We start from the raw sequence: 22,995 nt of genomic DNA on the forward strand, positions 1-22,995 counted from the left end.
CCGGCGGCCGTCTACAGCGACCGTTCGACTGGGTCGATGCCGTCTCTGCGACCGTCGAGGACGTCGAACCGGTCACCACGTCGCGACTCCAGCCAGTGCAGCAACCGCTCTGCCCACGCGAGTTTCCGTCGTTTCTCCGGGCCGACGTCCGGGTCGTCGAAGTTCCATCCGACGAATCGCAGGGCCTCGGCTCCGAAGTGGTCCGCGAAGAACGCCGCCCGGTCGCCGTCTGTGAACCCCCCGAAGTTGTGGACGGTGTCGGTGGGTGCCGCCTGTGTCGTCGGGACGACGAAGGCGGCGTCGTACGTCGGGACGTACGTTTCGACGGCGGGGACGTTGTCGCCGTGGGCGTGGACGAGCACCGGGGTCCCCGACTCGGTGAGTTCCCGTGCCGTCTCGGGGTTCTTGTCGAGGTCGGTCACCATGCAGTCGACGGCGACGCCCACGTCTCGGAGTCGGTCGGCGGCCGTCGAGGCGGCCAGCACCGCGTCGGCCTCGGCCGCCCGGTCGGCCTCGCTCTCTAACGAGGGGCCCGCACCGACGATGGCCACCGTCGCCGATTCCAGCCCGAGTCTCGACGGCCGATACGTCTCGCTCTCGGCGAGCGTCGCGCCGAGTCTGTCACGCGCCCGTTCGTCGCCGCCGCGACCGTAGCCGAAGTCGTCGAGGATGGCGGTGTAGACGGGTTCCCATGTGTCGAACTCCATAGCTGTCGCTGGTAGGTCGGTACCAGATAAACCGGGTTGAGCCGAAATGGCACGTCCGTGTACCCCTACCCGGGTGCCCTTTCGGCTTTCACCCAGTTCTTCTGACGCCTCCGGTATAAGCTTTCTCTTACTCCCACTTGTGTGACGGCAACGTACCGGGCCCTTACCACGTTCGCGACAACCTCAAGGGCCGGAGGCACCAACGAGACGAGAATGAGAGCCGAGGCGCTCCCCGACTCACTGGTCGTCGTCTCGAACAGACAGCCCTACAGCCACGAGTGGGCGTCTGGCCCCGTCGACGGCCCCATCGAGGACGACGACGTGACCGTCTCGGAGGCGACCGGTGGCGTCACGAGTGCGCTCGACCCGCTGATGCGGGCCCGCGGCGGGACGTGGGTCGCGTGGGCCAGCGGTGGGGCCGACATGGCCGTCGCCGAGGACGGCGTCGTGGAAGTACCTCCCGGTGAGGGGTCCTACCGCCTGAAACGCGTCCCGCTGTCGGACGAGGCCATCGACGGCTACTACCACGGCTACGCGAACCAGGTCCTCTGGCCGCTCTGTCACGAGGACACCGGGCGGATGTGGGGCGATCCCACCTTCTGGGAGCAGTACCGGGCGGTCAACGACCGGTTCGCGGACGCCGTCAGGTCCGTGACCGACGCCGACGACTTCGTCTGGTTTCAGGACTACCACCTCGCACTCGCCCCGCGGGTGGTGCGTCGCGCCCGGCCCGGCGCGACGCTCCACCACTTCTGGCACATCCCGTGGCCCGCGCCGTCGGTGTTCGACCACTGTCCCCACGCACGACAGATTCTCGACGGGTTGCTGGCGTGTGACGTAATCGGCTTCCACACGACGGTGTTCGTCGCCCGGTTCCTCCGGTGTGTCGAGTCGACGCTCCCGGACGCGACGGTCGACGAGGACGCCGGCGTCGTCCACTACGACGGGGCGTCCACCCACGTCGTCGCGAACCCGCTCGGTATCGACGTCGAGGGCGTCCGCCAGCGGGCAACAGCGGCGGACACCGCCGCAGTCAGGCGGCGTGTCCTCGGTGAGACGGTCCCCGACCCGTCGATTCCGATCGTACTGGGCGTCGAACGGCTCGACTACTCGAAGGGGATTCCCGAACGCATCGCGGCACTCGACCACCTCTGGGAGCGCCGTCCCGACCTGCGGGGGGCGTTCACCTACGTCCAGAAGGCGAGTCGGACCCGGGAGGGAATCGCCACGTACCGGCGCTATCGGCAAGACGTGGTCGCAGAGATTCAGCGCGTCAACGACCTCTACGCCACCGACGACTGGCAACCGATAGCGTACACGGAGCGGAAACTCAGCACGGAGACGCTGGACGGCCTCTACCGGGTCGCGGACGTGGCACTTGTGACGCCACACCGGGACGGAATGAACCTCGTCGCCCACGAGTACCCGACCGCCTGCGTCGACGGCGACGGCGCACTCGTCCTGAGCGAACTCGCCGGCGCGGCGACCCAACTCGACGGCGCGCTCACCGTCAACCCCCACGACATCGCCGGCATCGCCGACGCGCTCGAACGAGCGCTCGAACTCGACGACGACGAGCGCCGGGACCGACTCGAACGGTTACAGGAGAGTGTCGCGGCCCTCGACAGTCGGCACTGGGTCGAGCGACAGTTCGCCACCGGGCCAGACTGAGACGGGCCCGACAACCCATGATTGTATAGTGTTCGCACGGTAGAGGGGCTCTAGGCCGAAGTTGTCCGGGTATTCGATTCCCAAAGTACGAGAACCATCCCGTAGATATATCTCGTCTTACAGTCTACTATTAGACATGAGTACGAAACAGACACTCCAATCGGAGATACTCGGGCGGGACGTGACCTTCGACTACTCGGAGACGTGGGTCGGCTACTCGCTGTTCCTCCTCCGCATCGTGATGGGCTGGACGCTGTTCCAGGGCGGGGTGACGAAACTCGTCACCTACCTCGACGGCAACCCGGAGAACAACTGGACGGCGGCGGGCTTCCTCGCCAACGCCATCCCCGAGGGGAACCCCTTCACCGGGATGTTCGTCGCGATGGCCGGCAATCCGCTCGTCGACTGGCTGAACATGCTGGGCCTGACGCTGGCCGGGTTGGCGCTCCTACTGGGCGTGCTGGTCCGCTTCGCCGCGTTCTGGGGCGCCGTGATGATGCTGTTCTACTGGCTCGCGGCGCTGCAGGGCGGCCTGCTGGCCGGACTCCCGGTCGCGCACGGCTGGGTCGTCGACGACCACATCGTCTACGCCGCCCTGCTGTTCGGCCTCGGCGCGTTCGGTGCCGGTCGCATCCTCGGGCTGGACAGCTACCTCGAAGACCTCTCGGTCGTCGAGAACAACCGGTGGCTCCGCCTCCTGCTCGGGTAGGACAGCCACACCGCGCTCTTTTAGTCTCGCTGCCGACTACGGCGGCGTATGGCCAAGGTCAACATCGGACTCCGCGGGTGGCGGTTCGACGAAGACGTACTGAACGACGAGGGGAGAGTGCGACCCCTGAAGACGCTCGAACCCGACGTTCGACAGCGCATCCTCGTGTTGGCAGACCGCGTCGTCGACCCCTGTGACGCCTGCTGGCTCGTCCACGGCGAGGCGGACGTCGAGGAGTGCAACGTCGCCGAAGTCATCTACGGTGAACCGCGCGGGTCGGTCGTCCTCTGCTCGGTCCACGAACCCGACTTCCTCTACTGGTTCCGGGAGGCCGGCGGTGACGCCTACGCCGGGGAGCTCGAACTCCGCGACGCCTTCTACGAGTGGTTCGACGACGGGAACCGCGCCCCCGACGGCTACGAGGGCCTCGACCACGTCGAGGAGGACCCAACCGCCCTCCCCGAGGCCCCGGACGCGTCGGAGGCCGTCCCGGGTCTGCAGGAGGAGGTCGAGGAACTCGACGACGAGGACTTAGACGCCATCGAGATGGACCTCGGCGACCTGGACGTATGATATCGGTCGCCGTCGTCGACGCCGAGACGCCGGGCAATATCGGCACCATCGCCCGCTCGATGAAGAACTTCGGCCTCTCGGAGTTACTGCTCGTCGATCCGCCGGAACTGGACCCCGACGGCGAGGCCTACGGGTTCGCCGGACAGGCCCGCGAGGACATCCTCCCCGAGGCGCGCGAAGTCACGTTCGACTACCTCGTCGAGAACTACCACACGGTCGCCTGCACGGCGACGACGAACGAGGACGCCTCCAACCACGTCCGCTACCCCGCCAAGACGCCGGCGGAACTCGCCGACTCGCTGACCGGCGTCAACAGCGACACCTGCGTCGTCTTCGGCCGGGAACGGGTCGGCCTGACCAACGACGAACTCGCCCGGTTGGACGAACTCTGTTCGATTCCGGCCAGCGCCGACTACCCCGTGTTGAACCTCGGGCAAGCCGCCACTATCGTCCTGTACGAACTCCGGTCGGTGACCGTCGAGCGCGACCAGCACCCCGACGAGCTACACGCTCGCGCCGACGAACGGGCCGTCGAAGGCCTCCACGGCGAGTTCGAGACGTTCCTCGAGACCATCGGTCACCCGGCGGAGAAGCAGGCGAAGACCCAGCGGATGTTCCGCCGGTTGCTGGGGCGGGCCCATCCGACGGGCCGGGAGACACGGACGCTCCGGGGCCTCTTCCGACGGGCCAGACAGCGCATCGACCGGGCCACCGCCGAGTCCGACCCCGGAGACGAGACCTGAGTCAGTCGGTCACCGGTTCGCGTTCCCGTCCCGTCGAGGCGTCGCCGTACGTCTCCGTGAGGTACGCGTCGACGCGCCCGACGATGTCGCTGTCGTACGTCCAGAACCCTTCGTACCCCTCGCCAGCGTCTCGCTCGACGGCGAGCAGCGCGGCCCGACGTGTCGGGTCACCGTCGCCGTCGAAGACGACGAACCACGACTCGGCGAGTTCGGTCGTCTCGCCGCCGTGGACGGTCACGCCGGGGAGCGGCGAGTCGGTGTCGTCGGCGCCGTAGACGTGGACGTCGACGCCGGTGTCGGCCAGTCGCTCGTAGATGCGGGCGCTCCGTGGGTCGTCGACCAGCCGGGAGAGTTGCTGGAAGCCCGCGTGGAGACGCCCACTCCCGACCCGGTCGGCCAGCAACTCGATGGTGTGGCTCACGTCGACGAGGAGGTTCTTGTCCGCCGCCGCCGCGCCGAACACCGACCGGTCGAGTTGCCGCAACAGGTCGCTCGTCCGTCGGTCGGTGAACGCGTCGTCCCCGTCGGACTGGATGTCGATAGCCGCGGCCAACGCCGTCACGGACTCACTGGCCAGCAGGTCGTCGCCGTGGTGCAGGAGCGCCACGGAGCGGGGCTGGGCCACGTCGAGGGAGGCTTCCCGGACGGTGACGCCGTGCCTGTCGAAGTACCGCTCGACCGATTCGAGCGCGTCTGGCGGCCCCTCGTAGTTACAGACCGTCAGCGTCGGCGAGTCCGCCCGGACCGAGTCCAACACCGAGCGGAGCGAATCCGGGAGCGGTCTATCGGTCTGGTCGACCCGTGGCGAGCGGTCGGTCGGGTCGGGCGACCCGTCGGTCTGGTCGAACGGCGTCCACGGCGTCGGTTCTGGCTCGACGCCGAGCACCCGGAGTTCGGACCGGCCGTCGGCCTCCCTGACCTCGACGACGCCGTCGACGAACGAGCGGAGTCGCTGGAGGTGCTCGGGGTCCATCGTGTCCGAGTGGGCGACGACGAACCCGACGCCGTTCGCCTCGCTGATGCGGTTCGTGACGACGTGCAGGAACCGGACGACCTGCTCGGGCGACGTGTAGAGCGACATCGTCGTCAGCGAGAAGAGCCCGAACCGGATGCGGGTCGAGTACTCCGTGTACAGGGCTTCCAGTACCTGCGTCAGTTCCATACCGAGACCGGTCAGGTCGGCGGGCGACCCGACGCTGCCGTCGAGCGACGCGAGCTCGGTCGCCCCGTGCGAGTCGCTCACGCAGTCGACGACGCCGACGGGGAGGGTGTCGACCGGTCGACCGGCGGCGTCTGAGAGCGACTCCCGGACGTCCGCGGCGCTGGCGTCCGTGGAGAGGACGGCGACGGCCTCACCGTGGTCGAAGCCGTGGGCGAGTAGTCGGGTTACGAGGGTGCGTTTGCCCGTCATCGGCGGCCCCACGACGAGCAGAGTGGACCCGGGTTCGAACCCCTCGACGGGGAGGTCGTCCCCGATAGCGTACATACGGTCCGTACGGCCGGGGAGAATAGAAGTGTACCGGCCCAGCTATCGACGCAGGAGTACGTCAGGCGCGTTTCTGAATCTCTTCGCGGAGCACGTCACTGACCGTGTCCCCGTCGGCCTTCCCGCGTAGCGCGCCCATACACTCGCCCATGAGTGCGGAGAACGCACCCATCCCTTCCTCGGCGACCTGTTCCTCGTGGCGGTCGACCACGTCGGCGACGGCCGAACGGACCTCGTCCTCGTCGACGCCACCGAGGTCCTCCTGTTCGACGGCCGCCTCGGCGGTGAGCGAGGGATCGTTCGCCAACGCCGTCAGCAGGTCCTCGATACCCTCGCGAGGCACCTCGCCGCTGTCGACCAGGACGAGCGTCGCACGGAGGTGGTCGTCGGTGAGGTTCTCGACGGGCACGTCGTCACGCCGGAGTTCCGTCAGCGTCGATTCGAGCGTCCCCGCGGCGAGCGTCGGGTCGACACCGTCGTCGACGACAGCCTCGAACAGGGGCCAGCGCTGCCCGTAGGCCACCTGTTCGGCCAGTCCCGAGTCGAGACCGAACTCGTCCTCGTAGCGCGCGACCTTCTCGGTGAGCAGTTCCGGCGTCTCGACCTCGGTCACGTCCGGTTCGACGGGCGGCACGTCCGTCTCGGGGTACATCCGCGCCGCCCCGGGGAGCGGCCGCAAGTATCGAGAAGTTCCGTCTTCGAGGGCGTCGCGCGTCTCTTCGGGGACCCCCTCCAGCGCCGTCTCCGCCCGTTCGACGACGGCCTCGATGGCGAGTTCGGCCGTCTCCGGGTCGTCCGCGACGAGGGCGACGGCGTCGTCGGGACCGGCACCGACTGCCTCGCGGAGCGCCTCGACTTCCGCCTCGGTGACGCCGTAGGCCGGCAGTTCGTCCGTGTGGAAGATGCCGCCGGCGCCGTGGCGCTTGGCGTGGTCGGAGAACTCCGTCCCGAGGCGGCGGTCCGGCTGAATCTCCCGGCCGACGAGGCCGTCGAAGCCTTCGAGCAGGACCGCCTGCACCCGCCCGCCGCTGTCGAGCGCACCACCGATAACGCCCGACTCCGTGCCCTCGAAGACGTCGGTCAGGTCCTCTGGGTCCCCGACCGACGCGTCTCGCTCGGCGAGTTCCGCGGCGACGTCGACGAGTTCGACCTGTCGCCGGACCTCGTTTCGCACGAGGTCGTCGATGTCGTCGAGGCTCTGGACGCCCTTGAGTTCGATGCGGGCGCCCTCCTCGATGGAGACGTTGACGTCCTGCCGGATGGTGCCGAGGCCGCGCTTGACCTTCCCCGTCGACCGGAGCAACATCCCGATGCGCTCGGCGGCCTCTCGGGCCTGTTCGGGCGAGCGGATGTCCGGTTTGGTCCCGATTTCGACCAGCGGGATGCCCAGTCGGTCCAGCGAGAACCGGACGCCGTCGTCGGTCTCCGCGACGCGCTGGCAGGACTCCTCCTCCAGTAGCATGTCCTCGATGCCGACCGGGCCGTCGCTCGTCTCTATCACGCCGTCGTTGGCGACGAGCATCGAGCGCTGGAACCCGGTGGTGTTCGACCCGTCGACGACTATCTTCCGCATCACGTTCACCTGGTCGACCACGTGCATGTCCATGAGTTGGCCTATCTCCATGGCCGTCTCCATGGCCTCGCGGTCGACGCGGTGTGGCGGTTCGTCGTCCTCCTCGACGAGACAGGTGGTGTCGTAGGCCAGATACTCGAACTCTCGGTCGACCATGCTCTCTTCGAGGGCGGCGTCGTCTATCTCGCCGAGTTCGCTCTTCGTCGGGTGGAGGTACCGCGTGAACGAGCGGTCGGACGCCTCCGGTTCGCGCAGTTCCGTCGGGCAGTCACAGAACAGTTTCGTGGCCGTGTCGAGTTGCTGGTGAATCTCCAGCCCGGCCACGAGGCCCAGGTCCTCGTAGTCGAAGTCGGCAGCAGTCATAGTCGACTGTCCGGAACCGGGGGGCAAAAAACGCACCCTTCCGGCCCTCGTGTTTTTGTCGGTCCCGACGCTGTATCACGTGTGCGGTTCCACCCCGTCCTGCTGGCCGGTCTGCTCGTGCTGAGCGCGGGGTGTAGTGGTATCGCCGGCCTCGGCAGCGACCCGGCAGAGTCCGTCACGCCGGCGCCGGTCCCCGAGGCGACGACCGGGAGCGAGCAGCGGCCGGCACCCCCGCCGGGCATCGGCGACGGTGGCATCGAACGAGTAGAGACGCTCGCCGCGAGTCACCAGACGGCCCTCTGGAACCAGTCGTACACCTTCTACGAACGGTACGAACGGCAGCGGGAGACGCCGAACGGGACGGTCACGCTCGTGCGGAACGAGACGACGCTGGTCGCCGGCCCCCAGCGGTACCTCCACCGACTGCACCGACAGCGGTACCGGGGCAGCGAGACGCTGAGCCGGTACGAGCAGACGGCGTTCGCCGACGGGGAGCGCTGGTACGAACGCCGAGACGACGGCACCGTCACCGAGACGTCGGGGACGCTCCGGTTCACGGAGGACAAGTTCGCCTCGGAAGCCGCGTTCTACGTAGCGCGGTACGTCACCGTCACCGAGAGCCGGACGCGGCGAACCCGGTGGGACGGTCGCGAGTACTTCCGCGTGACCGGGACGGACGGGACACCCCCGTCCGGCCGAGACGTCGACGCCTACACCGTCTCGCTCGTCGTCGACAGTGACGGGTTGATTCACCGGCTCGACGTCCGGTATCGGACCGGGACGAGGACAGTGTGGTACAGTTTCTGGTACGAGCGCGTCGGCCAGACCAGCGTCCCGACGCCGGGATGGGTCGGCGCCGACGGAGGGTGAGAAACCATCACGCCAGTCGTCGTTCCTCGTTCGCTATTCGAGGACCGACTCCCGCACTATCGTTCGGTCGCCGCTCCTCACTACTCCTCCACGGCTCCCGATGGTTGCCGTTCCAGTACGAGACCCCTCGCTTCGCTCGGCGTCTCGCTACTCGTCGCCGAGAATCCCGCGCTCGGTCATCTTCGCGGGGTCCAGCACCTCGTCGACTTCGTCCTCGTCTAGGTACCCCTCTTCGAGGACGACCTCTCGAATCGTCTTGTCCTCGGCAAGGGCCTTCTTCGCGACCTTGCTGGCCTTGTCGTAGCCGATAGCGGGGTTGAGCGCCGTCGCCAGCGCCATGCTCTGTTCGACGCGCTCGGCGCAGTACTCCTCGTCTGCCTCCAGTTTGGCGACGAACTTCTCGGCGAACACCTCGCTCCCGTTGGCGATGAGACGGGCCGACTGCAGGAAGTTCGAGGCCAGCACCGGCTTGTAGAGGTTGAGGTCTATCTGTCCCTCGGCGGCACCGGCCGAGACGGCCGCGTCGTTGCCGACGACCTGCTTGTGGAGTTGATTGACCGCCTCGGCGACGACGGGGTTGATCTTGCCGGGCATGATAGAGGACCCGGGCTGGTTCTCCGGTTGGTCGATTTCGCCGAGGCCGTTCCGTGGCCCCGACGCGAGGAGTCGCAGGTCGTTCGCGATCTTGTTCAGCGACCCCGCGACGGTCCGGAGTGCGCCGTGGGCCTCGCTCATCGCGTCGTGAGCGGCCTGCGCCTCGAAGTGGTTGTCGGCCTCGCGGAAGTCGACGCCGCTCTCCTCGCTGATGTACTCGGCCGCTTTCTCGGGGAACTCGGGGTGGGTGTTGAGGCCGGTGCCGACGGCAGTCCCACCGAGCGCGAGTTCCGAGAGTCGGCCCTCCACGTCCTGGACGCGGGAGATGCCCTTCTCTACCTGCGTGCGGTAGCCCGAGAACTCCTGTCCGAGCATGATGGGCGTCGCGTCCTGCAGGTGGGTTCGGCCGGTCTTGACGACGTTCTCGAACTCGGATTCTTTCTCGGCGAGGGCGTCACGCAGGGTCTTCAGCGCCGGGAGGACGTCCTTCTCGACGGCCTCGAGCGAGGCGACGTGCATCGCCGTCGGGACGACGTCGTTCGAGGACTGCCCGAAGTTGACGTGGTCGTTCGGGTGAATCTCGCGAGTGCCGATTTCGCCGCCGTACAGTTCGGTCGCGCGGTTCGAGATGACCTCGTTGGCGTTCATGTTCGAGGAGGTGCCCGACCCGGTCTGGAACACGTCGACCGGGAACTGGTCGTCGTGGTCCCCCGCGATGACCTCGTCTGCGGCCTCGATGATACACTCGGCCTTGTCCTCGGGAATCATCTCCAGGTCGCGGTTGGCCTGTGCGGCGGCCTTCTTGACGATACCGAGTGCCCGGACGAAACGGCGTCCGAAGGTGACGTCGCTGATGGGGAAGTTCTGAATCGCACGCTGTGTCTGTGCGCCCCAGTACGCGTCGGCCGGAACCTCCATCTCGCCGAGACTGTCCCGTTCGGTCCTGAACTCGTCACTCATACGTCCGGTGGGTCGAACGCCCGCTCGTAAAACCCACCGGTACGCGCCGGCACACCCCGTCGAACCCCACGCAGTTGTGAAAATACGAGGTACTTCTACAACAATATTTTCCCACTCTCCAGTCGAAACGTGGGTCGAGGAGGGGCCGGTTGCAGCGTGTGGCAGTCGAGAGTTAAACTCGGGAGTGAGTTAATTATTGTACTGAGCTAAACTGCCGAAATGTGTCTCCTCAGCACTCGAGTGTCGAAAATCGCCTACTGTGATAACTCCACCCAAGCGGGAGAAAGTTACAGCCGAAACCTCTCACAAGATAACTCCCAGACTGCCGATTTCGGGCGTCTGAGGGGCCGAATGACATGCATGAATATTCGGAAGCATTAAGTGTTGCGTGTATCCACTTAGGATGAGTTCGACTCCACGGTGACACCCATGATTGACGACCCCGTCTCACACCTGTCACGTTCTCGGTCGGTCGGTTCGAGAGCGTCGTCGGGTGTGTTTCTCGTCGTCGGTCCTGGCGGCCGCGTCGCCGACGACCGATACGGCGGAACGACGACGGGCGACAGTGGTACACCAGCGGTTTCGACGGCAGGCAGACGCGTTCACTGGTGGGTGAACGACTCGACAGCAGGCAGCGGCGGACCCGTGACGACGGCGTCCCGTCCGTCCCGAACCCGGGGCGCCCGGCCCGCCGCAGTGGTGTACGACGAACTCACGTCCGCGTACGACTGACACAACTATGCGCGAGATACTCAATAGACTCAGAACTGCCGGAGATTCACTCCGGTCGGTGGTATCGAGAGACGAATCGGACGGGCAAACACTTGCGACAGACGGTGGGACCGAAACAGCAGTGGGCGACCGACGGCGCGATACTCTCAGAAACTCGCTGCCGGTCGAGTGGGAACTCATCGAATCCGCGCCGTTCTGGCTCCCCCCGGTGCTACTGGCGGCGTTCTTCGTCTACGGGGCTATCGCGTGGAACGCCGTCCTCTCGCTGACGGACTTCCAGGGACTGGGTGAGCCCAGTTACGGCCAACTGGACCTCAGCATGTACGCCCAGATGGCCAGCGACGGGGCGTTCTGGCAGGCCACACAGAACACGCTCGTCTTGCTGGTGGTGTTTACCATATTCTGTCTGGCACTCGGCCTCTTCGTGGCCATCCTCATCGACCAGAACATCCGCTTCGAGAACACCTTCCGGACCATCTACTTGCTGCCGATGGCCCTGTCCTTCGTCGTGACGGCGACGATGTGGTCGTGGGTGTACAACGCGAAGAACGGCGTGTTCAATCAACTGCTTCGACTGCTCAACCTCGAAGGACTCATCATCACCCTGCTGAAGCCCGCAGGGGTTACCGCCGAAGTGGTGCAGTGGCTGTCGTGGAACACGACGGCCCTCGCCGCCGTCATCTTCGCGCTCATCTGGCAGTTCAGCGGCTACGCGATGGTCGTGTTCCTCGCCGGGTTGCGCGCGATTCCGACCGAACACTACGAGGCCGCACGCGTCGACGGCGCGTCGACCGTGCGGATGTACATGCGCGTCATCATCCCGCAACTCCGAGCCTCGGCCGTCTCGGCGTCGGTCGTGCTGATGGTGTTCGCGCTGAAGGCGTTCGACTTCATCTACTCGCTCCGCGGCTCACAGCCAGGGGCGAACATGGACATCCTGGCGACGATGATGTACCGCGTGGCGTTCGACAGTCTCCGATGGGCCTACGGGTCGGCCATCGCGATCGTGCTGTTCCTGCTCGCGTTGCTGGTCATCGGACCGTATCTATACAGCGAATACAGACGAGGTGAACTATGAGTACCGAGAGTCGTAACCCCCTGTCGAAGATACAGGAGATGGAGAACAGCCGCATCGGACTGTACGCCGTCCTCCTGTTCGGTCTGGTCTTCTACCTCTTCCCGGTGGAGACGGCCGTGATGACGATGTTCAAGACACAGCAGTCGTTCATCGAGACGGTGCCGTTCGCACCGCCGAGCGCCGACGGGTTCACCCTCGAGGCGCTCACGACGGCGTGGAACACGCTCCGTCCCGGCCTTATCAACTCGATGATAATGGCCATCCCGGCCACTATCCTCTCGGCGCTGTTCGGGAGCCTCACCGCGTACGGGCTGACGACTATCAGTTGGCGCGGACAGGTCGGCGTCGTCGTGTTCATCATCGCCGGTATCTTCATCCCGTATCAGGCGGTGCTGGTGCCGCTCGCACAGTTCTGGTACCAGATTCTGCCGGACCTCCTCAACGGGTTCGTCAACACCGTCTTCGGCTTCGCCACCGGTGGCAACTGGACGTATCCGATTCGAAACGGTTACCTCCAGCTGTTCCAGCTCTCGGTGACCCACGCCGCCTACGGGATTCCCATCTGTACGCTGCTGTTCCGGTCGTACTACCAGAGCATCTCCGACGAGATGATAGAGGCCGCCCGCCTCGACGGCGCGACGGCGTTCAGCATCTACAAGAACATCATCCTGCCGCTGTCGCTTCCGATGTTCGCGGTGACGCTCATCTACCAGTTCACGCAGGTGTACAACGACCTGCTGTTCGCGCTGGTGCTCGTCAACGAGCCGTCCTCACAGGTGGCGACCCAGCGACTCGCCGCACTGACCGGCGGTGTCGTCCAGTCGTTCAACACCACGATGGCCGGTGCCATCGTCGCAGCACTCCCGACGCTACTGGTCTACATCGTCTTCGGTGAACAGTTCGCGAAGGGTGTCGCGGGGGAGACCTAACGGAGGCTGACACGATGGCACAACTCACACTCGACGACGTAACGAAGATATTCCACGACGACGACGAGGGCGAAATCGTCGCCGTCGACGAGGTATCGGTCGACATCGAGGACGGCGAGTTCCTCTGTGTCGTCGGTCCCTCCGGATGCGGGAAGTCCACGACGCTCCGGATGATAGCCGGCCTCGAAGACATCAGCTCCGGCGAGATTCGACTCGGCGGCGAGATAATCAACGACCAACCGCCCGCCCAGCGAGACGTGGCGATGGTGTTCCAGTCCTACGCCCTCTACCCGCACATGACCGTGCGGGAGAACATGGCGTTCGGACTGGAGCAGTCAACCGACATGTCCGACGAGCAGATAGCACAGCAGGTCGAAGAGGCGACGGACCTGCTCGGCATCGACGACCTAATCGACCGCAAGCCCGGCGAACTCTCCGGTGGGCAGCAACAGCGCGTCGCACTGGGCCGCGCTATCGTCCGTGACCCGGAGGTGTTCCTGATGGACGAGCCGCTGGCGAATCTGGACGCCAAACTGCGGGCGGAGATGCGCACCGAACTCCAGCATCTCCAGGAACGACTCGGCGTGACCACCGTCTACGTCACGCACGACCAGACGGAGGCGATGACGATGTCCGACCGCATCGCCATCCTCAACGACGGGAAACTCCAGCAGGCCGCGACGCCGCTGGAGTGTTACCACGAACCGAACAACATGTTCGTCGCCGGGTTCATCGGCGAACCCTCGATGAACTTCTTCGACGTCGACCGACGTGGCTCGACGCTCGTCGCCGACGACTTCGAGTACGACCTCTCCGAGGAGACGGCGCGCGAACTGGGCGACCGCACCGACCTCACACTCGGTATCCGACCGGAGGACATCGAACTCGTCGAGGGCGGTTCCGGCGCCCACGACTACGCCGGCGTCGTCGACGTCGTCGAACCGCGTGGGAGCGAGAACACCGTCCACATGACGTTCGACGCGAGCGACAGTGCGAACTTCGTCGCCACCGTCGACGGGATGCGCGACGTCGAATGGGGCGAACACGTCACCGTCCGGTTCCCCGAGGAGGCCATCCACGTCTTCGACTCGGCGACCGGCGAAGCGGTTCGGAACCGGGAACTCGACTCCGTCGAGAAGGTCGAACCTATCGTCTGACTCGGCCGCGTCCTTCGCGGTCAGTTCTCAGGTCCAGCGGTCCAACCCCGTCTGGACGACCGATTCTTCGATGCGTTCGAACCCACGAGCCACTTCCTCGGCGTCGACCTCCCACTCCTCGGTGACGAACCGTCGGGCCGCGTCGAGGTCGGGGTCGACGTCGGTCGGAATCTCGTACTCGTCGGTGACGGCGGGGTCGAGGAACAGCGACCGAATCCGGTCGGCGTGGTCGACGTGCTCGCCGCGCGCCTCGAGGACGCCGTAGAGGTCACCGTGCTCGTGAATCTCCTTGACTGCCGTCTTGGGGCCGATACCCGAGACGCCCTCGTTGAAGTCGGTCCCCATGAGGATGGCGGCGTCGACGAGTTGCTCCCACGTGAGGTCGTGTCGCGTCAGGGTCGCCTCGAACTCCATCAGTTCCGGGTCGCCGCTGGACGTGAGTTGCCGGAGCGTGTACGGCGCCCCGAACAGCAGTGCGTCGTAGTCTTCGGTCCCGACGTAGTCGACGTCACCCTGCCGAGCCATGTAGGCGGCCTGTCCCTCGCCCTCGGCCGGCGCGTCGACGACCGGGACGTCCAGTATCTCCAGCAGTTCCCGCGTCGTCTCGACGATGGTGTCGGTGAGCCGCTGGGTGCGGGAGTCGAGTTTCGCCACGCGAACCGAGTCGCCGGCCTCGCGGGCGTCCTCGAGTTCGTCCTCGTACCGTTCACGCTGTTCGCGCCGCTTCGCCACCTCGTCGTCCTTCAGGTCGGTGACGGCGCCGTCGAAGACGAACACGGGCGTCAGGTCGTGCTCGAAGAACTTCGGCAGCCCCTGCACGACGCCTATGAGGTTCGCCACCTCGGTGCCGTCGGCCGTGGTGTACTTCGCGTCGCTCGTGAACTTCACCGTCGTCGTCAGGTAGCGGTAGAGCCAGTTGTGGGCGTCGACGGCGACGACGCTCCCGTCGAGGTCCTCGAACGACACGTCCTCGATGGCCGCCAGCGAGCGGAGGTCTGCGTTTCCCATTGGCGAGCGTTGGACGGACAGCGGTTTGAATCTCCCGGGACGAGCAAGATTGAACTGCGTGTGGGACGTCGTCACACGACATGTCCGTGGTGGACAGGCTCAGGCGGCCGGAGTACACCGGTGCCGACCGCTGTCTCCCGTGTACGGTCGTCAACGGCCTCGTCGCCGTGGTGCTCTCGGTACTGGCGGCTGGCGTCGCCGTCGCGGCCGGTGCGACGGCGCTCGCACTGCCGGCCGCGCTGGCCGTCGCGCTCCCGTCGGCGGCCGCCATCTATCTGCGGGGCTACCTCGTCCCCGGCACGCCGACGCTGACGAAGCGGTACCTGCCCGAGCGAGTCCGCCGGATGTTCGGGAAGGCCCCGACGAGCAAGTCCCAGAGTCCCGGCCCGCCGCCCGACGTCGACGTCGAAGCGATACTCCTCGAGGTGGGTGCCGTCGAGCCCTGCGGCGACGACCTGTGTCTGACCGAGTGGTACGGCGAGATGTGGCGAGACGCGCTCGACAGTCACGACCCGGACCGAGCGACGTTGCTGGACCGACTGGACGTCGACGCGTCGACGGTCGAGTTCGAGGAACACGGCGACGCCTTCCGCGCACGCGTCGGCGAGCGGTACGTCGGGACGTGGGAGTCCCGTCCGGCGTTCGAAGCCGACGTCGCCAACGCGGCGGTCCTACGGGAGACCTACGACGACTGGGACCACCTCTCGGTCGCACAGCGCGGACAGGTCCTGAACGGTCTTCGCCTGTTCGTCGATACCTGCCCGCGCTGTGGCGGGACGCCGACGTTCGACACCGAGACGGTCCAGTCGTGCTGTAGCGAACACGAGGTCGCGGCGGTCACCTGTGAGAACTGTGCGGCGCGCCTGTTCGAATCGAACCCGGTCTAGACGGGGGCCGGGACCACGTCGGGCGGGCCGGCGTCGCGTTTCTCGGCCAGAAACGACTCCTCGGCGTCGGAGAGGTCGCGGTCGCGGTACACGTCGAGGCCGGCCTGATAGCGAGCGTCCTCGCGCGTCCCGGGCCACTCCAGCGTGAGTTCTCCGAGGCCGCGCTCCTCGCCGGTGAAGGCGAACCCCGCGCGGTACGCCGCCTGATACGAGAACGGGTTGTTGACGCCGATGGTGACCCGGTCGTACCCCCGTTCGACGGCCCGGTCGCGGACGAACCGGAGGAGTCTGGCACCGAGACGGTCACCCTGCCGGTCCTGTCGGACAGTGACGTACCGGATACACAGCGTGTCGGCGTCGGTGCGGTCCGCGTCGAACGCCGCCGCCGCTACGACGCCGTCGTCCCCGACGACGGCCTTCCCCGTCGACGTCATCACGAACTTCCCGGCGTAGGCGAACCGTTCGTGGTCGAGGCGAAGCCGATGCCCGTCCTCGGGCCACCCGAGCAACGCGAACTCCATACGGCAACTGCGGCTTCGAGCGAGTAGTACCCTGCGACCGGCGGAGCGGTTTAGTGACCGCTGGGTGAACGCAGCGTATGCACGGTGACGTCGGCCCGTTCGACCGGTTCGCGCCGCTGTACGACCTCGTGATGCCGCCGGCACGAGCGAGCAAGTTACGACGCGGACTCGCGCTGGCGACCCGAGAGGTCGACCGAGTCGTCGACGTGGGCGGTGGCCCGGGGCGGGCCATCAGACGGCTCGACCTGCCGGAGCGAATCGTCGTCGACGCCGCGCCCGGGATGCTCCGGCGAGCACGCAGTCACGGCCTCGTCGCAATCGCGGGTGACGCCGGCCGTCTCCCGCTCGCGACAGAGAGCGCCGACGCGGTGCTGATAGTCGACGCTCTCCACCACATGCCGGCGGTCGACGCAGTCTTCGCGGAGGCCGCGCGCGTCCTCAGACCCGGCGGGGTCCTCGTCGTCCGGGAGTTCGACCCCGCGACGCTCCGCGGGCGAGGCCTCGTCGCGGCGGAGCATCTCGTCGGGTTCGACTCGGCGTTCTTCACGCCGGACGAACTGGCGACGCGGCTGGCGTCGGCCGGACTGGACCCGACAGTGCTCGAACGCGGCTTCGGATACACGGTCGTCGGTGTCGAGGAAAGCGAGAGAGCAAAGTGACCCGGGGTCGAAGCGCGAGCATGAGCGTCTCGACGGTCGGTCGGGGTCGCATCGAACTGTCGGCCACGTCGGCGACACTGGCGGCCGGCGACGTCGCCGCGATACTCCTCTTCGTCGCCGTCGGCGAGTACACGCACGGCTACAACCCGTTCGTCGACATCGGCCGCGTCGCGGGGACGCTGGCACCGTTTCTCGTCGGCTGGCTTCTCGTGGCCGGCCTCAGCGGGATGTACGCCAGCGACGCCACGGTGGACCTCAAGCGGTCGCTGAGCGTCACTCTCGTGAGTTGGGTCCTCGCCGTCGTCGTCGCACAGGCCTTGCGTGCGACGGCGTACTTCCACGGTGACGCGGCGCTCACGTTCGCCGTCGTCTCCGTCGTCGTCGGCGGGACGCTCCTGTGTCTCTGGCGAGCGGGTGCGACGGTGCTCCTCTCTGAGTGAAAATACCGCATTAAACGCCTCGGAATCGGATTCCGTCTGTGCTCAGCAGACACACCGACAGGAAGCCGGGTGTCGAGCCACGGTTATCTGAGTTGGTCTACGTCGAGCGACAGTGTGGACTGAATCCACGCCTGATGGTTCTCTCGGTCGTAGATGACGAACTCCTCGTCACCGATGTTCAGCTCGGCGTACCGCCGTGCCGAATCGTCTGTGCCGGCCTCACTCGTGTTGTCCGTGGCGTTCGTACTCATAGTCCTGATGGCAGTCGGCGCCGTCCGCCCCACTGCTGTCATAATGCGATATTTCGCCGTTGTTAATAAGGACTATCCCCCAGTTATCACAGCGTAAAACTGGGGGGCTCGTCGGTTAATCACGGGCAAAACCAGTTCTCAGAGTCTGAAAATCGCAGGCAGAGGAAGTCCCACACGGTATAGGCCGACGAGGCCGATCGAACTGGCTCGTATCGGCCGCACTTGGTTAAATGTATCACCGCCGTCAAGTTTCTCGATGCCGTCCTGTATCGGCGAAGCGTAAATAGATTTTTGCTGACACGAATTGCAGCGGTTCACACGACACCGCCCGTACGAACAGAAACCATCGGTAGACAACCTCTAGCAGCAAAAATCGCCATTTTATATTCTCATAAGTTATGGGTAGTATCGGTAAACTCACTGTACAATCTACCAGATGCCTATATAGAATACTATGCAGTGTTTACGGGAAACACTTATGTACCCATAGAGCGAAGTATAATTCACACTTATGACGGGTTACTACGACGTCGTTCTGGGGCTCATCCCACTCGCAATGGCTGGAATCACCGGTGTCCTCTCGGTCGCTGGCTTCGCTCTGACGACGGCGATTCCGATGGCATCGGTCGTGGCCGTGGGCCTCATCGGCCACGCGATGTTCGTCCGCGCACCGGTCGACCCGGTTCCGGCCGACGCCACCGCACAATCAGACGCCGTCCAGACGGCGGACTGAGAGCACGCACCCGTCACCGATTTCTTTCGCTGTCTTCGCGACTCGCCACCGAGGTTAAGGACCGGTCGGCCGAAGACGCATCTATGTCGACCGACGCGACAGCGCTGTTCCTCACGAGCGACGAGATAGCTGACCTCGCGGACCCGGACGAGTACGTCGACCCCGTCCGGGAGGGGTACAGAGAACGGGGCCACGGCGCCCCGGCGAAACCGCGCACGACGCTTTTCAACGACGGTCCTGCGGGGATGCTCACGGGGTATCTCGCCATCCTCCCGGAGACCGGAGCCATGGGCGGCTACACGTACGCCGCTGGGTTCGAGGGCCGTGACGCCCACTTCACACTGCCGCTCTTCGACGCCGACTCCGGCGAACCGCTGGCGCTGCTCGACGGCGCGAGCATGAACCCGCTGAAGACCGGCGCGGCGGGCGCCGTCGGTCTGGACGCCCTCGCGCGGGCCGACGCCACCGACCTCGCGGTCATCGGGAGCGGAACGCAGGCCAGAGGGCAGGTGAGAGCGGCCGCTACCGTCCGGGACTTAGAGCGGGTCGAAGTCTACTCGCCGACACAGGAGCACCGGGAGGCGTTCGCCGCCGAGATGAACGAAGCGCTGGACGCCACGGTAGCGGCCGTCGCCTCCTCGGCCGCCGCCGTCGAGGGGGCCGACGTCGTCGTGACGGCGACGAACGCCAGCGACCCGGTCTTCGACGGTGACGTCCTCGAACCGGGGACACACGTCACGGCGATGGGACAGTACAACCCCGCGAAGCGCGAACTCGACACGACGACTATCGAGCGTGCGACGTACGTGGCCGACCTGCGCGCCCGTGTGACACAGGACGCCGGGTCGTTCATGTACGCGATGGAGGAGGGCGTCGTCGACGAGGACGACGTCCACGCCGAACTGGGCGAGGTACTCGTCGGCGACGCGCCGGGCCGAGAGTCCCCGGAGGACATCACCGTCTTCGACTCGGGCGGGACCGCTATCGAGACGGTAGCCGCCGGGAAGATGCTGTACGACCGCGCCCGCGAGGCCGGCGTCGGCGAGGAGATTCCGTTCGCGCCCGCGAGCAGAGCGATGGACTAACCCAGATACGGCGCGAGGCCCAGCGTCTCGACGAGCGTGATACCCGCGGCGAGCGACCCGAGGACGTAACCGGCTATCGTCCCTCCGTTGAGCAGCGGTAGGCCGGCGTGTGCCCTGCCTTTGAGGACCATCCAGAGGAGCACCACCAGTCCGGCGAACGTACCGACCATCGCCGTCAATGCCGGGAGTGGGATGCCCAGCACCGTCTCGACCGTCGCCGGCGCGAAGAAGGCGGCACTCGCGACCAGCACCGTCGGGATGACGGCGTCACCGAGGCCGATGAAGAGCGCGTCGCGGTCCAGCGGGTCGGCGTCGGCCGCTTCGTCGGGGTCGTCGGTAGCGTCCCCGCCGCCGTCGGCCGCCGCGTCGTCGCCCGTCGGGTCTGGCGTCGTCGCGTCGAGGAACGAGTACGAGAGCGAGAGCGGGATGACGAGGACCACGGGCACCTTGAGGTCCATCACGCCGGACGCCAGTGTGAGCATGTGTTCGGTGCCGTAGACGCTGATAGCGTCGTAGACGGCCAGTACCGAGAGCAGGACCAGCGCCGGGAGAATCCCGAAACTGATGCCGAACAACCCGGCACCCGCGGCGCCCATCACCGCCCCTGCGGCGTCGATGACGTACCACTCCGGGTGGACGAGGAGTCCGACGCCGAGCAGCGCCGCCAGTCCGACTGCGAGGACGTTGACGCCCCCGGCGACGACGACGGGTGGAATCAGGACCCGGAAGACGTACAGCGAGAGCCAGGCCCCCGAGAAGACGATGAGACCGCGAATCAGGGTGTCGGCGTCGTAGCGAAACGCCAGTAGCATCACGGCCGTCGCCACGAGGATACCGCCGATGTAGAGGAGGCTGTTCGTCGGGTCGGAGGGGTCCTCGACGGCCTGATACCCGGCGGATTTGAACGGGTCGACCAGTGCCAGCGCTCCTAGCTGAACGAACAGGAAGATGAGTCCGATGAGTCCACATCCAGCGACGACACGCCAGCGCCTATCCATGCGACAACCTCCGACAGGGCCGGGTTTGAGCGTTACGGAGACGCCCGCCGTCCGGCCGGTCAGCGAGCGTACAGCGCCGCGCCGACGAGGGCGGGGAGGTGGACACCGTCTGCGGGCGAGACGGACATGTAGGGGCTGTCTACGGGGCCGAACACGTCCACCACGTCGCCGACCGTCTGGAGTTCCTCGTCTACGAGTGCCGTCCCGAGGGCGGCGTGGCCGTCGTCGGGCGACCGAACGATGGCCAGCCCCTGGGCAGTCCTGACGACGGACCCCACGCGCTTCATTCGCGGAGGGCCTGCATGTACGCGGCCACCGCGCCGAGGAGGTCCGTCTTCGTCGCGTCGTCCGCGTTCTTCACGACCACGCGGCCGCGCTGCTCGTACTCCCGAGGGTACGTCTTGTCACGCTCTATGACCGCGTCGTAGCCGACCTGTTGGACGGCCTTGGCTATCTCGTCGACCGTCGGGTCCGTGATGGCGAGGTCCCGGGGGACCCGACGCCCGTCGCTTCGGGAGCACTCCGCGTCGAACGCTGCCGGCCAGATGACGTTCTCGACCATATCGAGAGTGGCCCCCGCGGGCTTATGTGCCTTTCCGACGGAGAGCCCCACACCGGAGTAGACGGTTCCTACGCAATCCGGCAGCAGACCGTACGATGCAGTAGTGGGAAACTTACATTACCAACTGGGGTCTGAATGGATACCATGGTTAATAAATCGCTCTTGGGCATCTCGGTCGTGGTGCTCGTCGCTGCACTCAGCGTCGGCGTCGTCGTCGGGATGCAGATAGGCGGCCCGGCCGCCGCGCCGGAGGACCCCGGGGGGCAGACTGAGACGGCCGACGGGGGCGGTGGCGACGGTGGGGACGGCGGTTCCAGTACGTCGACGCCGACGACCGAGACGCCCGCGACCGCGACCGCCACGGTGACGGCGACGCCGGTCGAGACGGCGACAGCCCAACAGACCGAACGCGAACCGTACGTTCCGGCACGGTACTACGACGAGGCGGAGATAGAGCGGTTCGTGGTCGAGTTCGTCAACGAACGCCGCGCGAACCGGAAACTCGACCCGATGTCCGCCAGCGGAACGACGGCGAACCAACTCTCGTCGATGGCCGGCGGGCACAGCGTCGCGATGGCCGAGGAGGGACGGACGCTCCACGAGATAGACGGCGTCGACAGTGCCGACCGATATCGCCGGAACGACCTCTACGAGTCCTGTAAGTTCCAGGCGGCCGGGAAGTCGTACATCCGGTATCCGGACGGCGCCAACTTCGAAGCTATCGGTAAGACCGTCGCCGGACACGTCTACACGGACGACGGGCAGGAACGGTTCAACGGCGGGGAACGCGAAGTCGCGAAGGCCATCGTCAAGAACTGGTTCGAGACGCAACCGTACCGTGACCGCCTGACCTACCAGAACGCCAAGCGGATGGGCGTCGGCATCAACGTCACGGAACAGGGCGACGTCTACGCGACTGCGAACGTCTGCGGATAGGTCGCCGGCGTTCTTCCGGTTCGCCGATACGTTTAAGTTGTCGGCGACGATTTGGTGTGATAGACGTTACCATGCAACAACCAACTGGAGACTCGTCCGCCCCGGTCGACCGGGTGCTGCTACGGACCCTCGAAGCGGTTGGACCGACCGCGCCGACCGTCGCCGCCGTCCGGTGTCCGCTCTCGGTCGACGCCCCGCGACCCCGGTTCGAGGAACTCGCAGAACGGGACCTCGTCGAACGCGTCTCGCCGGAACCCGTCTACAGGGTGACCGACGACGGCGAGCAGTTGCTCGCCGCCGGGAGCGGGACCGCACAGTCGGCCACTGGCGACTAGCGACGACGCCAGAGCACCTGTCCGACCATCGAGAGCACCGTCTCGTCTGCCTGCGTGGTCGTGGTCACCTCGGTGGCGACTCGGCCCCGGTCGTCGTCCCACGCCTCCTTCTCGACGATTTCGGTTCCGACAGAGAGCGTATCACCCGGGTAGACCGGCGTCGGCCACCGCAGCGAGTCGACGCCGAGGGCGCCCATCGCACCGGACGCCGATAGCTGGTGGTCGACGAGAAGCCGCATCGTCATCGCGGCGGTGTGCCACCCGCTGGCGACGAGGCCGCCGAACATCGAGTCCTCGGCGGCCGCCGGGTCCGTGTGAAACGGTTGTGGGTCGTACGTCCCGGCGAACGTCGTAATCTCCTCCCGCGTGACCTCGTAGGAGCCGAACTGGTCCGTCTCACCGACGGACAGGTCCTCGAAGTAGTCCATACCGGAC

At 66.3% G+C, this 22,995-nt stretch carries 26 protein-coding genes; 15 read left to right on the top strand and 11 right to left on the bottom strand.

Annotation, left to right across the window (positions count from 1 at the left end; all coding sequences use genetic code 11):
• Nucleotides 1–11: 11 nt before the first annotated feature.
• On the bottom strand, nucleotides 12–707 hold the full coding sequence (locus tag EGH21_RS00535; RefSeq protein WP_220616524.1) for a 6-hydroxymethylpterin diphosphokinase MptE-like protein: 696 nt from the start codon (nucleotides 705–707) through the stop codon (nucleotides 12–14).
• A 213-nt stretch (nucleotides 708–920) separates the two neighbouring features.
• Between EGH21_RS00535 and EGH21_RS00540 the strand changes: the two genes are divergently transcribed.
• From EGH21_RS00540 to EGH21_RS00555, 4 genes are all read left to right on the top strand, one after another.
• Nucleotides 921–2,378 (top strand): alpha,alpha-trehalose-phosphate synthase (UDP-forming), encoded by a 1,458-nt coding sequence (locus EGH21_RS00540; protein WP_220616525.1) that lies wholly within the window; start codon nucleotides 921–923, stop codon nucleotides 2,376–2,378.
• Between the two features lie 136 nt (nucleotides 2,379–2,514).
• Nucleotides 2,515–3,087: a DoxX family membrane protein gene (locus EGH21_RS00545; RefSeq protein ID WP_220616526.1), complete on the top strand. Its 573-nt coding sequence runs from the start codon at nucleotides 2,515–2,517 to the stop codon at nucleotides 3,085–3,087.
• 48 nt (nucleotides 3,088–3,135) lie between these two features.
• Nucleotides 3,136–3,660: a DUF8114 family protein gene (locus EGH21_RS00550; RefSeq protein ID WP_220616527.1), complete on the top strand. Its 525-nt coding sequence runs from the start codon at nucleotides 3,136–3,138 to the stop codon at nucleotides 3,658–3,660.
• On the top strand, nucleotides 3,657–4,403 hold the full coding sequence (locus EGH21_RS00555; RefSeq protein ID WP_220616528.1) for an RNA methyltransferase: 747 nt from the start codon (nucleotides 3,657–3,659) through the stop codon (nucleotides 4,401–4,403). Before EGH21_RS00550 ends, EGH21_RS00555 begins: the two co-directional genes overlap by 4 nt.
• A gap of 1 nt (nucleotide 4,404) precedes the next feature.
• Here the strand turns inward: EGH21_RS00555 and EGH21_RS00560 are convergent, their stop codons facing one another.
• Nucleotides 4,405–5,889, bottom strand: a complete 1,485-nt coding sequence (locus EGH21_RS00560; protein WP_220616529.1) for a DUF7504 family protein — start codon at nucleotides 5,887–5,889, stop codon at nucleotides 4,405–4,407.
• Between the two features lie 61 nt (nucleotides 5,890–5,950).
• Nucleotides 5,951–7,825: a Glu-tRNA(Gln) amidotransferase subunit GatE gene (gene gatE, locus EGH21_RS00565; protein ID WP_220616530.1), complete on the bottom strand. Its 1,875-nt coding sequence runs from the start codon at nucleotides 7,823–7,825 to the stop codon at nucleotides 5,951–5,953.
• Nucleotides 7,826–7,906: 81 nt separating this feature from the next.
• On the opposite strand from gatE, the gene EGH21_RS00570 reads away from it, so the two are divergent.
• Nucleotides 7,907–8,695 carry a hypothetical protein gene (locus EGH21_RS00570; protein ID WP_220616531.1) on the top strand — a complete coding sequence of 263 codons (789 nt, stop codon included), beginning with the start codon at nucleotides 7,907–7,909 and terminating at the stop codon, nucleotides 8,693–8,695.
• A gap of 147 nt (nucleotides 8,696–8,842) precedes the next feature.
• On the opposite strand, the gene EGH21_RS00575 is transcribed toward EGH21_RS00570, so the two are convergent.
• On the bottom strand, nucleotides 8,843–10,249 hold the full coding sequence (locus tag EGH21_RS00575) for a class II fumarate hydratase (protein ID WP_220616532.1): 1,407 nt from the start codon (nucleotides 10,247–10,249) through the stop codon (nucleotides 8,843–8,845).
• Nucleotides 10,250–10,988: 739 nt separating this feature from the next.
• On the opposite strand from EGH21_RS00575, the gene EGH21_RS00580 reads away from it, so the two are divergent.
• From EGH21_RS00580 to EGH21_RS00590, 3 genes are read left to right on the top strand one after another with little or no spacing between them, the layout of a single operon-like run.
• Nucleotides 10,989–12,059 (top strand): carbohydrate ABC transporter permease, encoded by a 1,071-nt coding sequence (locus EGH21_RS00580; protein ID WP_220616533.1) that lies wholly within the window; start codon nucleotides 10,989–10,991, stop codon nucleotides 12,057–12,059.
• Nucleotides 12,056–12,988: a carbohydrate ABC transporter permease gene (locus EGH21_RS00585; protein ID WP_220616534.1), complete on the top strand. Its 933-nt coding sequence runs from the start codon at nucleotides 12,056–12,058 to the stop codon at nucleotides 12,986–12,988. The genes EGH21_RS00580 and EGH21_RS00585 overlap by 4 nt, the downstream gene beginning before the upstream one ends.
• A gap of 14 nt (nucleotides 12,989–13,002) precedes the next feature.
• Entirely contained in the window at nucleotides 13,003–14,145 is a 1,143-nt protein-coding gene (locus EGH21_RS00590) for an ABC transporter ATP-binding protein (RefSeq protein ID WP_220616535.1), read from the top strand.
• Nucleotides 14,146–14,172: 27 nt separating this feature from the next.
• Here the strand turns inward: EGH21_RS00590 and fen are convergent, their stop codons facing one another.
• Nucleotides 14,173–15,153 carry a flap endonuclease-1 gene (gene fen / locus EGH21_RS00595; RefSeq protein WP_220616536.1) on the bottom strand — a complete coding sequence of 327 codons (981 nt, stop codon included), beginning with the start codon at nucleotides 15,151–15,153 and terminating at the stop codon, nucleotides 14,173–14,175.
• 80 nt (nucleotides 15,154–15,233) lie between these two features.
• Between fen and EGH21_RS00600 the strand changes: the two genes are divergently transcribed.
• Nucleotides 15,234–16,040, top strand: a complete 807-nt coding sequence (locus tag EGH21_RS00600; RefSeq protein ID WP_220616537.1) for a DUF8054 domain-containing protein — start codon at nucleotides 15,234–15,236, stop codon at nucleotides 16,038–16,040.
• Here the strand turns inward: EGH21_RS00600 and EGH21_RS00605 are convergent.
• Nucleotides 16,037–16,561 carry a GNAT family N-acetyltransferase gene (locus tag EGH21_RS00605; protein ID WP_220616538.1) on the bottom strand — a complete coding sequence of 175 codons (525 nt, stop codon included), beginning with the start codon at nucleotides 16,559–16,561 and terminating at the stop codon, nucleotides 16,037–16,039. The genes EGH21_RS00600 and EGH21_RS00605 overlap by 4 nt on opposite strands.
• Before the next feature lie 77 nt (nucleotides 16,562–16,638).
• Here EGH21_RS00605 and EGH21_RS00610 point away from each other — a divergent pair, with 77 nt between their 5' ends.
• Entirely contained in the window at nucleotides 16,639–17,220 is a 582-nt protein-coding gene (locus tag EGH21_RS00610) for a class I SAM-dependent methyltransferase (RefSeq protein WP_220616539.1), read from the top strand.
• Nucleotides 17,221–17,240: 20 nt separating this feature from the next.
• Nucleotides 17,241–17,660, top strand: coding sequence for a DUF3054 domain-containing protein (locus EGH21_RS00615; protein ID WP_220616540.1), 420 nt, complete (start codon nucleotides 17,241–17,243; stop codon nucleotides 17,658–17,660).
• 83 nt (nucleotides 17,661–17,743) lie between these two features.
• Here EGH21_RS00615 and EGH21_RS00620 read toward each other — a convergent pair whose 3' ends face one another.
• The gene (locus EGH21_RS00620) at nucleotides 17,744–17,953 is read right to left on the bottom strand and encodes a DUF7331 family protein (protein WP_220617319.1); all 210 of its coding nucleotides are present in this window, start codon (nucleotides 17,951–17,953) and stop codon (nucleotides 17,744–17,746) included.
• Between the two features lie 469 nt (nucleotides 17,954–18,422).
• Between EGH21_RS00620 and EGH21_RS00625 the strand changes: the two genes are divergently transcribed.
• On the top strand, nucleotides 18,423–18,644 hold the full coding sequence (locus tag EGH21_RS00625; RefSeq protein ID WP_220616541.1) for a DUF8015 family protein: 222 nt from the start codon (nucleotides 18,423–18,425) through the stop codon (nucleotides 18,642–18,644).
• 83 nt (nucleotides 18,645–18,727) lie between these two features.
• Nucleotides 18,728–19,729, top strand: coding sequence for an ornithine cyclodeaminase family protein (locus EGH21_RS00630; RefSeq protein WP_220616542.1), 1,002 nt, complete (start codon nucleotides 18,728–18,730; stop codon nucleotides 19,727–19,729).
• On the opposite strand, the gene EGH21_RS00635 is transcribed toward EGH21_RS00630, so the two are convergent.
• From EGH21_RS00635 to srp19, 3 genes are read right to left on the bottom strand one after another with little or no spacing between them, the layout of a single operon-like run.
• Complete coding sequence (locus EGH21_RS00635; RefSeq protein ID WP_220616543.1) at nucleotides 19,726–20,727, bottom strand: presenilin family intramembrane aspartyl protease PSH; 1,002 nt, start codon at nucleotides 20,725–20,727, stop codon at nucleotides 19,726–19,728. The two genes, EGH21_RS00630 and EGH21_RS00635, sit on opposite strands and share 4 nt — an antisense overlap.
• Nucleotides 20,728–20,786: 59 nt before the next feature.
• Nucleotides 20,787–21,014 (bottom strand): H/ACA ribonucleoprotein complex subunit GAR1, encoded by a 228-nt coding sequence (locus tag EGH21_RS00640; RefSeq protein WP_220616544.1) that lies wholly within the window; start codon nucleotides 21,012–21,014, stop codon nucleotides 20,787–20,789.
• Complete coding sequence (gene srp19, locus EGH21_RS00645) at nucleotides 21,011–21,289, bottom strand: signal recognition particle subunit SRP19 (protein ID WP_220616545.1); 279 nt, start codon at nucleotides 21,287–21,289, stop codon at nucleotides 21,011–21,013. Before srp19 ends, EGH21_RS00640 begins: the two co-directional genes overlap by 4 nt.
• Before the next feature lie 144 nt (nucleotides 21,290–21,433).
• Here srp19 and EGH21_RS00650 point away from each other — a divergent pair, with 144 nt between their 5' ends.
• Nucleotides 21,434–22,225: a CAP domain-containing protein gene (locus EGH21_RS00650; RefSeq protein WP_220616546.1), complete on the top strand. Its 792-nt coding sequence runs from the start codon at nucleotides 21,434–21,436 to the stop codon at nucleotides 22,223–22,225.
• Between the two features lie 56 nt (nucleotides 22,226–22,281).
• Nucleotides 22,282–22,560: a hypothetical protein gene (locus EGH21_RS00655; protein WP_220616547.1), complete on the top strand. Its 279-nt coding sequence runs from the start codon at nucleotides 22,282–22,284 to the stop codon at nucleotides 22,558–22,560.
• Here EGH21_RS00655 and EGH21_RS00660 read toward each other — a convergent pair.
• The gene (locus tag EGH21_RS00660; RefSeq protein ID WP_220616548.1) at nucleotides 22,557–22,988 is read right to left on the bottom strand and encodes a MaoC family dehydratase; all 432 of its coding nucleotides are present in this window, start codon (nucleotides 22,986–22,988) and stop codon (nucleotides 22,557–22,559) included. The genes EGH21_RS00655 and EGH21_RS00660 overlap by 4 nt on opposite strands.
• Nucleotides 22,989–22,995 lie beyond the last annotated feature (7 nt).

Origin of the sequence: Haloarcula rubra (assembly GCF_019599465.1) — an archaeon.
Taxonomy (GTDB): Archaea; Halobacteriota; Halobacteria; order Halobacteriales; family Haloarculaceae; genus Haloarcula; species Haloarcula rubra.

Coding starts and splice junctions, on each gene's coding strand:
- EGH21_RS00535 (WP_220616524.1), bottom strand. CDS start 707: ATGGAGTTCGACACATGGGAACCCGTCTACACCGCCATCCTCGACGAC.
- EGH21_RS00540 (WP_220616525.1), top strand. CDS start 921: ATGAGAGCCGAGGCGCTCCCCGACTCACTGGTCGTCGTCTCGAACAGA.
- EGH21_RS00545 (WP_220616526.1), top strand. CDS start 2,515: ATGAGTACGAAACAGACACTCCAATCGGAGATACTCGGGCGGGACGTG.
- EGH21_RS00550 (WP_220616527.1), top strand. CDS start 3,136: ATGGCCAAGGTCAACATCGGACTCCGCGGGTGGCGGTTCGACGAAGAC.
- EGH21_RS00555 (WP_220616528.1), top strand. CDS start 3,657: ATGATATCGGTCGCCGTCGTCGACGCCGAGACGCCGGGCAATATCGGC.
- EGH21_RS00560 (WP_220616529.1), bottom strand. CDS start 5,889: ATGTACGCTATCGGGGACGACCTCCCCGTCGAGGGGTTCGAACCCGGG.
- gatE (WP_220616530.1), bottom strand. CDS start 7,825: ATGACTGCTGCCGACTTCGACTACGAGGACCTGGGCCTCGTGGCCGGG.
- EGH21_RS00575 (WP_220616532.1), bottom strand. CDS start 10,249: ATGAGTGACGAGTTCAGGACCGAACGGGACAGTCTCGGCGAGATGGAG.
- EGH21_RS00580 (WP_220616533.1), top strand. CDS start 10,989: ATGCGCGAGATACTCAATAGACTCAGAACTGCCGGAGATTCACTCCGG.
- EGH21_RS00585 (WP_220616534.1), top strand. CDS start 12,056: ATGAGTACCGAGAGTCGTAACCCCCTGTCGAAGATACAGGAGATGGAG.
- EGH21_RS00590 (WP_220616535.1), top strand. CDS start 13,003: ATGGCACAACTCACACTCGACGACGTAACGAAGATATTCCACGACGAC.
- fen (WP_220616536.1), bottom strand. CDS start 15,153: ATGGGAAACGCAGACCTCCGCTCGCTGGCGGCCATCGAGGACGTGTCG.
- EGH21_RS00600 (WP_220616537.1), top strand. CDS start 15,234: ATGTCCGTGGTGGACAGGCTCAGGCGGCCGGAGTACACCGGTGCCGAC.
- EGH21_RS00605 (WP_220616538.1), bottom strand. CDS start 16,561: ATGGAGTTCGCGTTGCTCGGGTGGCCCGAGGACGGGCATCGGCTTCGC.
- EGH21_RS00610 (WP_220616539.1), top strand. CDS start 16,639: ATGCACGGTGACGTCGGCCCGTTCGACCGGTTCGCGCCGCTGTACGAC.
- EGH21_RS00615 (WP_220616540.1), top strand. CDS start 17,241: ATGAGCGTCTCGACGGTCGGTCGGGGTCGCATCGAACTGTCGGCCACG.
- EGH21_RS00620 (WP_220617319.1), bottom strand. CDS start 17,953: ATGACAGCAGTGGGGCGGACGGCGCCGACTGCCATCAGGACTATGAGT.
- EGH21_RS00625 (WP_220616541.1), top strand. CDS start 18,423: ATGACGGGTTACTACGACGTCGTTCTGGGGCTCATCCCACTCGCAATG.
- EGH21_RS00630 (WP_220616542.1), top strand. CDS start 18,728: ATGTCGACCGACGCGACAGCGCTGTTCCTCACGAGCGACGAGATAGCT.
- EGH21_RS00635 (WP_220616543.1), bottom strand. CDS start 20,727: ATGGATAGGCGCTGGCGTGTCGTCGCTGGATGTGGACTCATCGGACTC.
- EGH21_RS00640 (WP_220616544.1), bottom strand. CDS start 21,014: ATGAAGCGCGTGGGGTCCGTCGTCAGGACTGCCCAGGGGCTGGCCATC.
- srp19 (WP_220616545.1), bottom strand. CDS start 21,289: ATGGTCGAGAACGTCATCTGGCCGGCAGCGTTCGACGCGGAGTGCTCC.
- EGH21_RS00650 (WP_220616546.1), top strand. CDS start 21,434: ATGGTTAATAAATCGCTCTTGGGCATCTCGGTCGTGGTGCTCGTCGCT.
- EGH21_RS00660 (WP_220616548.1), bottom strand. CDS start 22,988: ATGGACTACTTCGAGGACCTGTCCGTCGGTGAGACGGACCAGTTCGGC.